Annotated in this window: 5 protein-coding genes and 1 pseudogene; 4 read left to right on the forward strand and 2 right to left on the reverse strand. The window is 68.2% G+C overall.

Annotated features, from left to right (window positions below):
- Window positions 1-76 precede the first annotated feature (76 nt).
- From J7528_RS22590 to J7528_RS22605, 4 genes are all read left to right on the forward strand, one after another.
- On the forward strand, window positions 77-1,750 hold the full coding sequence (locus J7528_RS22590; protein WP_291879294.1) for an electron transfer flavoprotein-ubiquinone oxidoreductase: 1,674 nt from the start codon (window positions 77-79) through the stop codon (window positions 1,748-1,750).
- A gap of 74 nt (window positions 1,751-1,824) precedes the next feature.
- On the forward strand, window positions 1,825-3,561 hold the full coding sequence (locus J7528_RS22595; protein WP_291879296.1) for a tetratricopeptide repeat protein: 1,737 nt from the start codon (window positions 1,825-1,827) through the stop codon (window positions 3,559-3,561).
- Between the two features lie 44 nt (window positions 3,562-3,605).
- Window positions 3,606-4,478 (forward strand): 4-(cytidine 5'-diphospho)-2-C-methyl-D-erythritol kinase, encoded by an 873-nt coding sequence (locus J7528_RS22600; RefSeq protein ID WP_291879299.1) that lies wholly within the window; start codon window positions 3,606-3,608, stop codon window positions 4,476-4,478.
- Window positions 4,479-4,487: 9 nt separating this feature from the next.
- Entirely contained in the window at window positions 4,488-5,117 is a 630-nt protein-coding gene (locus J7528_RS22605; RefSeq protein WP_291879301.1) for a peptidylprolyl isomerase, read from the forward strand.
- A gap of 99 nt (window positions 5,118-5,216) precedes the next feature.
- On the opposite strand, the gene J7528_RS22610 is transcribed toward J7528_RS22605, so the two are convergent.
- Window positions 5,217-6,020: a lipid II flippase Amj family protein gene (locus J7528_RS22610; protein WP_291879304.1), complete on the reverse strand. Its 804-nt coding sequence runs from the start codon at window positions 6,018-6,020 to the stop codon at window positions 5,217-5,219.
- Window positions 6,021-6,133: 113 nt separating this feature from the next.
- Window positions 6,134-6,524, reverse strand: a pseudogene (locus J7528_RS22615) (ammonia channel protein); the annotation flags it as partial.

Here is a 6,524-nt window from a genome sequence, read left to right on the forward strand (position 1 = left end):
TTGGATAAGCTCTGATTCAAACAGTCATAAGACGGGCGGCCCCAAGAGCGAGGGTTGGGCCCGATCGGGAGACCTTATGAGCGAAGACCTCGAACGCGAGTCGATGGAGTACGACGTCGTCATCGTCGGCGGTGGTCCTGCAGGCCTCTCGGCGGCGATCCGCCTGAAGCAGATGGCCGAGAAGGCCGGGACCGAGATTTCGGTGGCCCTGCTGGAAAAGGGCTCGGAAGTCGGCGCCCACATCCTGTCGGGCGCGGTGATCGATCCCAAGGGCCTGGCCGAGCTGTTCCCCAACTGGAAGGAACTGGGCGCGCCGCTGGAGACGCCGGTCACCAAGGACCGCTTCAAGCTCCTGGGTCCGCAGGGCGAGCTTTCCCTGCCGATGTTCGCCATGCCGCCGTTCATGCACAACCACGGCTGCTACATCGCCTCGCTGGGCAACCTGACCCGCTGGCTGGCCGGCAAGGCCGAGGCGCTGGGCGTCGAGATCTATCCGGGCTTCGCGGCTTCGGACCTGGTCTGGAACGAGGATGGTTCGGTGAAGGGCGTCGTGGTCGGCGTCGTCGGCATCGCCAAGGACGGCCACCATAAGCCCGACTTCCAGCCGGGCATGGAGCTGCACGGCAAGTACGTCTTCATCGCCGAGGGCGTGCGCGGCTCGCTGGCGAAGCAACTGATCGAGAAGTTCGATCTGTCGGCCGGCAAGTCGCCACAGAAGTACGGCATCGGCATCAAGGAGCTGTGGCAGGTCCCGCCCGAGCAGCACCAGCCGGGCCTGGCCGAGCACACCACCGGCTGGCCGCTGGACAACAACACCGGCGGCGGCAGCTTCATGTACCACTTCGGGGACAACTACGTGGCCATCGGCTACGTCGTACACCTGAACTACAAGAACCCGTGGATCTCGCCCTTCGACGAGTTCCAGCGCTTCAAGCAGCATCCGGGCGTGAAGCCCTATCTGGAAGGCGGCAAGCGCATCGCCTACGGCGCGCGGGCCATCACCGAGGGCGGCTACCAGTCGGTGCCGAAGCTGACCTTCCCAGGCGGCGTGCTGATCGGCTGCTCGGCCGGCTTCGTCAACGTGCCGCGCATCAAGGGCAGCCACAACGCCGTCAAGACCGGCATGCTGGCCGCCGAGGCCGCCTATGAGGCCGTGCAGGCCGGCCGGACCAGCGACGAGCTGACCAGCTACCAGACCGCCTACGACAAGTCGTGGGTGGCCAAGGAGCTGAAGGTCGTCCGCAACGCCAAGCCGATGCTGGGCAAGTTCGGCACCGCCCTGGGCGGCGCGGTCAGCATGTTCGACATGTGGTGTACGCACCTGTTCGGCGGTTTCTCGTTCTTCGGCACGATGAAGCACGAGAAGACCGATGCGGCCTCGACGGGCCTGGCCAAGGACTATCAGCCGATCGTCTATCCCAAGCCGGACGGCGTGATCAGCTTCGACAAGCTGAGCTCGGTGTTCCTGTCGGCTACCAACCACGAGGAAGACCAGCCAGCGCACCTGAAGCTGAAGGACCCGTCGATCCCGATCTCGGTCAATCTGCCCAAGTATGGCGAGCCGGCGCGTCTGTACTGCCCGGCTGGCGTCTATGAGGTGCTGTACAACGAGCAGGGCCAGGATCCGCGCTTCCAGATCAACGCCCAGAACTGCGTCCACTGCAAAACCTGCGACATCAAGGACCCGTCGCAGAACATCGTCTGGACCACGCCGGAAGGCGGCGGCGGACCCAACTATCCGAACATGTAAGAGCACAAAGCCTCCCAGCCCCGGCTGGGAGGCTTTTTCTTGCGAGGCGCATCGAAAGCGTCGAGGGTAGACGGATGACGCGTATCCAAGTCCTTCTCGCCTGCGTTTCCGTCTCGGCCCTGGCGGCCTGCTCGAGCGGGCCGCCCAGCTCGATCACCCTGCGTGGCCCGGCCAGCATGAGCTCGTCGCTGTTCGACACCCGCAGCTCGTACGGCCAGTTCCTGGCGGGGCAGGCGGCCTTGCGTGACGGCAAGAGCAAGGAGGCCGCCGGCTATTTCGGCACGGCCGCGGTGCTGGGCGAGGATCCGGGCGTGCTGGGCGAGCGGTCGTTCACGGCGCTGCTGCTGGCGGGCGAGATCACCCGCGCGGCCGCCGTCGCCCCGACCGACCCGGACGCCACCGAGGCGGTCAAGCGCCTGGGCGTACTGACCCGCGTCGTCGAGAGCCTCGCTACCGACAAGGGCAAGGACGCCCAAACCCTGTTGAAGACGCAGGCTCCGGGCTTCCCGCACCAGCAGGCCGCCGCGTTGTTGGGACCGTGGGCCGCCGCCGCGGCGGGGGACAAGGAAGGCGCGATCGTCCAGCCGACCCTGCGCAGCGACAAGCTGGTCCAGTATTTCGGCCAGCAGGGGCAGGCCCGCCTGTTCGAACGCGCCAAGCGCTATGACGAGGCCGAGACCGACTACAAGGCCCTGGTCGCCAATGCCGCCACGGCCAGCATCTTCACCCTGGACTACGGTTCGTTCCTGGAGCGCCGCAAGCGTCACGCCGACGCCGTGGCCCTGTACGACAACGCGCTGCGTACGGCGCCCAGCGACACCGGCCTGCTGCGCGCCCGCGCCCGCGCCGCCGCCAAGGGCGCGCCGCCGGCGCTGCCGACCATCCGCCAGGGCGCGGCCGAGGGCCTGGTGGCCTGCGCAGCCACCTTCGCCGGCGAGCGCCAGACCCAGTTCGCCTTGGCCTATCTGCGTCTGGCCCTGCGCCTGGACCCCGCCCGCGACGAGGCCTGGGTGCTGGTCGGCGACCTGCTGAACCAGAGCGAGGACCCGCAGGGCGCGATCGAGGCCTATGCCCATGTCCAGCCGGGCTCGCCGCACTACGCCTCGGCCCAGAGCAAGACCGCCTGGGCCTGGAACGACATCGGCGACAAGGCCAAGGCGCTGGAGGTGGCCAAGGCCGCCTCGGCCGCCGCGCCCAACGACCGCGACGCCAGCGTGGCCCTGGCCGACCTGCTGCGCGCCGGCGGCCAGTGGAACGAGTCCGTCGCCGTGCTGGACCCGATCATCGCCCGCGAGACCGAGACTCCCGACTGGCGCCTGCTGTACCTGCGCGCCGTCGCCCTGGAGCAGGCCAAGCGCTGGCCCGAGGCCGAGCGCGACCTGAAGTCGGCGCTGAAGGTCAATCCGGACGAGCCGGAGCTCTTGAACTTCCTCGGCTACAGCTGGATAGACCGCAACGAGAACCTGGCCGAGGCCTTAGGCATGGTCCAGAAGGCCGTGGCGGCGCGTCCGCAGTCGGGCGCCATGCTCGACTCTCTGGGGTGGGCCTACTACCGCCTGGGCGACTACAAGACCGCCGTCCAGAAGCTGGAAGCGGCCGTCGAGATGGAGCCGGGCGATCCGGACGTGAACGGGCACCTGGGCGACGCCTACTGGAAGGTCGGCCGCCAGACCGAGGCCAAGTTCCAATGGCAGCGCGTGCTGAGCCTGGAACCCGACGACAAGCAAAAGGCCGAGTCCGAGGCCAAGCTGAAGAACGGCCTGGGCCCGACGGGCACGGCGGCGACCAAGTCGACGGTGGCGCACAACTGAGCTATCGGCGGATGGACCGTCGTCCCAGCTGAGTCAGAGAGATCATGAGGCTGTCCGCCTTCGCGCCTGCCAAGGTCAATCTGTTCCTGCACGTGGGCGGGCCGGACGCCGAGGGCTATCACCCGATCTCCAGCCTGATGGTCTTCGCCGACGTCGGCGACCAGGTGGCGATCCAGCCCAGCGACGCGCCAGCCTTCGAGACCTCGGGGCCGTTCGGTGGGGCGATCCCGGCCGATGGCGACAACCTGGTGGTCCGCGCCGCGCGGGCCTTCCACGCCAAGCTGGGCGGGCCGATCCCGCCGTATCGCCTGATCCTGGAAAAGCGCCTGCCGATCGCGGCGGGCCTGGGCGGCGGCTCCAGCGACGCCGGCGCGGCCTTGAAGCTGCTGCGTGACGCCCTGGCCCCGAACTTCTCCGACGATGACCTGGAGCCCCTGGCCGCCAGCCTGGGCGCGGACGGCGCGGCCTGCCTGCGGGCCACGGCCCTGATGGCCGAGGGGCGAGGGGAGATCCTGTCGCCCGCGCCCGCGCTGCCCGAGCTGAACGCCGTGCTGGTCAATCCGGGCGCGCCGTCGCCGACTGGCGCGGTCTACCGGGCCTATGACGCCGCCGTGCATCCCGAGGGTGCGACGCCGCCGTTCCTGCCGCCGGACCTGGAAAGCGCCGAGGAGGTCGCCGCCTGGCTGTCCGTCGCCACTCGCAACGATCTGGAGGCGCCGGCCGTGGCGCTGGAGCCGCGCATCGGCGAGGTGCTGGACGTCCTGCGCGAGGAGCCCGAAAGTCTGCTAGTCCGGATGTCGGGCTCGGGGGCGACCTGTTTCGCCCTCTGCGCCAGCGACATCGAGGCCGAGGGGCTGGCCGAGCGCCTGGAAGCGATGCGGCCCGACTGGTGGGTGCGGCGCTGCCGCCTGAGCTAGGAGCTACGAATGAAGCGCCGTGACGTTCTCGCCGCCATCGGAAGTCTCGTCGCCGCGCCGGCCTCCGCCCAGGTGCTGAGCCTGCCGCCAACCCCGATCGTGCCCGGTCCAGGCGACGTCCTGGTCAGCCTCGACACCAGCCTGGGCGCGATCATCATCGCCCTGAAGGTCAAGCAGGCTCCGCTGACCACGGCCAACTTCCTGCAATATGTCGACGGCAAGCTCTATGACGGGGCCAGCTTCTGGCGCGCGGCCAAGGCGCCCAGCTCGGTCGACTACGGCCTGATCGAGGGTGGCCTGGCCGGGGATCCCAAGAAGGTCCTCAAGCCCGTGGCCCACGAACCGACCACCCAGACGGGCCTGCGCCACGTCGACGGCACGCTGTCGCTGGCCCGCCGCGAGCCGGGCAGCGGCGACAGCGACTTCTTCATCTGCGTGGGTGAGGCGCCGTATCTCGACGCCAATCCGGCGGCGGAGGGCGACAATCTGGGCTTCGCGGCCTTCGGTCAGGTGATCAAGGGCATGGAGATCGTCCGCAAGATCCTGAACCTACCCACACCGGGCGAGGCGACCAATCCGGTGATGAAGGGCCAGATGCTGATGCCCGTGGTGCCGATCGTCACCGCGCGCAGGATTTAGCTAGAAAATCGACAAGCTTCGCTTTCCCACCACCGACCATCCCCGCCTTCGCGGGGATGGTCGGGTTTGGGGTCGCTCAAAGCTGGATGCCGATCCGCCCTAGATCACCCGCGCCAGCATCACGACCCCGGTCGCGGCTGGGACCAGCAGCAGCTGGGCCAGCACCGTGCCGGCCACACGGCTGCCGGCGAACCAGACGACGGCGCGGCGGAAGGCCGGTTCGCTGACGCGGCCGTCCATCACGTCGTCGGTCATGATCGACAGGGCAGGATCGATCAGCACGAACAGCAGGATCGTCGCCACGCCGTTGATCACCGACGACAGGCTCACCGCCGTCACCCGGAACTGCGGGTCCAGATAGCCGGCATAGAGCGAGGCGAAGACCCCGACGGTCAGCAGGGCCTGGGCCAGGACGTTCAGCACGATCACCCGCGCGGGCACGTCGATCTTCTGCTTCAGGCTCTTGAGGTGGCCGGGCGAGGGCAGGGCGACCGCGTCGCGCACATAGGACAACCCGCCCTTGGCGAAGGCGTGCATCAGCAGCTTGGGCACCGAGCGGTGGACCTGGAAGTGGGCGACGGCGCGGGTGAACAGTCGCTGGGCCGTCGGGATCATCAAGGCGCCGACCAAGGCCGCCAGGCTGGCGCTGGCCATCAGCCACTGGAAGTCGGCCAGCAGGTTCTGTCCCGTGCCGGCCAGAAGCTCGGTCTCGATCCGTTTGGACAGGAACGGACCCTGGAAGGCGTTCGAGGCGCGCGACAGCAGCACCAGCACGTTGAACAGGGCGAACGACATGGCGATCCGCCGCGTGCGGACGCCGGCGATGCGCACGGCGTAGGCCAGGGCCCCGATCAGGTGGATCACGAAGGTCAGGACGCATAGCAGGAACAGTTGGGCGTCCACGACGGTCTCCAGAGCGGGAAGGCGCGGAGCTTGGCCGATCAACCCGCAAAGAGAAAGGGCGCGGAGATCGCTCTCCACGCCCTTCCGGTCTTCGACGAGGAACTATCCCCAGCTTAGCTGTGGTAGGCGCGTTCGCCGTGTTCCGAGATGTCCAGGCCTTCTTCTTCGGCTTCCGGCGAAGCCTTCAGGCCGATGACCAGCTTGATCACGTAGAAGACGATCAGCGAGGCGACCAGCGACCAGACGATGGTGACGCCAACGCCCTTCAGCTGCGAGATCACCTGGCCGACCATGTCGTAGGTGGCGTTGTCGCAGGTCGACAGGTCGCCATCCAGGCCGCAGGTCTTGTAGTCGACGATGCCGGCGCCGCCCCAGGCGGGGTTGACCAGCAGGCCGGTGCCGATGGCGCCGACGATGCCGCCGATGCCGTGGATGCCGAAGGCGTCCAGGCTGTCGTCGTACTTCAGGGCGTTCTTCACGACCGAGCAGAAGAAGATGCAGATC

The organism is Caulobacter sp. (assembly GCF_017744445.1).
Lineage (GTDB): Bacteria > Pseudomonadota > Alphaproteobacteria > Caulobacterales > Caulobacteraceae > Caulobacter.